The sequence below is a fragment of the Endozoicomonas atrinae genome (assembly GCF_001647025.1).
GTDB lineage: Bacteria > Pseudomonadota > Gammaproteobacteria > Pseudomonadales > Endozoicomonadaceae > Endozoicomonas > Endozoicomonas atrinae.
The window spans coordinates 1-1,965 of record NZ_LUKQ02000490.1 but is presented as its reverse complement, the minus strand read 5'-3'; the positions used below and the strand labels follow the sequence as shown (position 1 = coordinate 1,965).

Below are 1,965 nucleotides of genomic sequence, written 5' to 3'. Positions count from 1 at the left end.
GTTACGAAGATATCGTGGATTGCTGCTGCGAGGCCTGGAACAATCTATGCGGCGAAGCTGGACGTCTATTCAGTTTATGCTCTCGTCAGTGGGCAGTTATACAGTAGTTAGAAAAAGCAATTGGTATCACATGATAGCGCACAACCGTATTGGAGCACTTGAAGTAACGATGGCAAAACTTAAAACTACTGCATTACCTCCTCGTCAACCAAGCAGGCAATGGGTGCAGCATCTTTAAAGCCTTCAGCAAAGCACACCCCCCCACGATAAGTTGGATAACATCTGGTTTTGGTGTATACCCAAAAACAGAAGCCAATGCCATGGGAAGCTGCTTGTCAGACCATATAGAATTCGAATCACCATTCGTTAAGTCATAAGGTCGCGGATCAGCATTCAGCACTTCGGCAAACTCATGGCTCGCTTTCATTGCCAATCCAACCATCATTGCTGCTGCTAAATACATGACGCCCCTGAGGGTGTAATGTTGGAGGCGGGCTCCTCCAGCTTCATTACTGCATTTTTCCGCTACGGTCGTCACCCCATAGCCAAGCCCTGCTGCGACAACCGGTATAAGCGAGCCAAGAGCAACTGATATAGCTGCAATTTCGATTTTCTGTAAAGTACTAGCATCGGGTTCTTCGTCTCCTACTATAAAGAGCCCTGCAAGCAGGCCCACTTCCCCCCCTTCTCTCAATTGTTGAACAATAAGAGTTGCAATTGCCTTCTGCAACGTATGACGAGTGGACTCTCTATTCTGGGTAGCTGAATCATTATTCGAGGACGGATGCTCAGGATTTCCATCATCCAAGGCAGCAATGACATGCTGCGCCTGTTCTTGCAAGACGGATTCCTGAGAGCCTCCACTACCACCTGCTACATCACCTGCTACCGTAGATGAATAACCAGTTAATTCGACCTCGAACCCAGGATTTTGCGTACCCGCACTGGAAGACTCCCTATTCCCTTCAGAAACCGTTGAAGTTATTTGTGCCTTTAGCACTTCGTCCCGGGCAATTAAATCTTTGATCATCTTATATAATGCACGTGTTCCAATACTGTAGGCGACACCTTCAAGGAGCTCTATAAGATTAGCCCACTTCGGATCATCTTTAACTGTAGAACCGAGAGCTCCCGCAACAATCGCAGTCCCGCCAACGAAAGCAAGAAGATAGGTAGTGCCTGAGGTAACAGCCAGTGCAATTCTCGATCGAGTCGTTTGTTGACTTTCCGGTAAACTTTCGTAAGCCGCAGCGTTAAAAACTACCACTTCAGAGGCCTCTCTTGCTGAGAAACCTAACAACAATCCATTTACCCAATTAACAACAGTATGCCCACTTGGGAACGTCGTTCGAGGAGTGGTTACTCCACTGATCGCGTTCGATGTAACAAGCCCCGCAGGATCTGGGACTGGTGTTGTACAAGCCCCATCAACCAGTGCCATAATACCCAAACTTTTAAGCACAGCATCTGGTACCTTAGAGAAAGCTAACTTGCTCGATGCTAAACCTGTCTCAGGTTCATCTCTTTTCAATGCCGATGGCTTAACGCTGGTTTCTTCCGATTGAGGCAAGTTGACTGCTCTGCAAGTTTTCTGATCCCCATACTTATCGCTAGTAGTTTTAGAATCCTGACCATTGCTATTATCAACAAGGTCCCCAATTGTTCTTGTTTCTATTGTCCTGCCTGGGATCATATCAGCCAGTGCCTTTCCTCCTGATAAAACGGCTTCCCTAAACGGCCAATTTTTAACAGAAAAGCGAGAAAGCACACCGGTCTCATCTTGTGCTTTCACTCCACTGCCCCCCTGACTAGCGACATAAGGTGAGTTAGTCGCAGCGTTTTGTGCACTAATCGAAACATTCGCCATTCACGATTTCCTTTGGAGTTAAGTCAACCATTTGTCAAAAAACATACACAACAACAGACACACAACTGGTCATGTACAGACAATTCATAGACAAAGAA

1 protein-coding gene is annotated in these 1,965 nt (G+C 46.5%); it reads right to left on the bottom strand.

The genetic code is table 11. The features are described from left to right. Positions 1–193 precede the first annotated feature (193 nt). Entirely contained in the window at positions 194–1,867 is a 1,674-nt protein-coding gene (locus AK963_RS28300) for a hypothetical protein (protein ID WP_066018634.1), read from the bottom strand. Between the last annotated feature and the right edge of the window lie 98 nt (positions 1,868–1,965).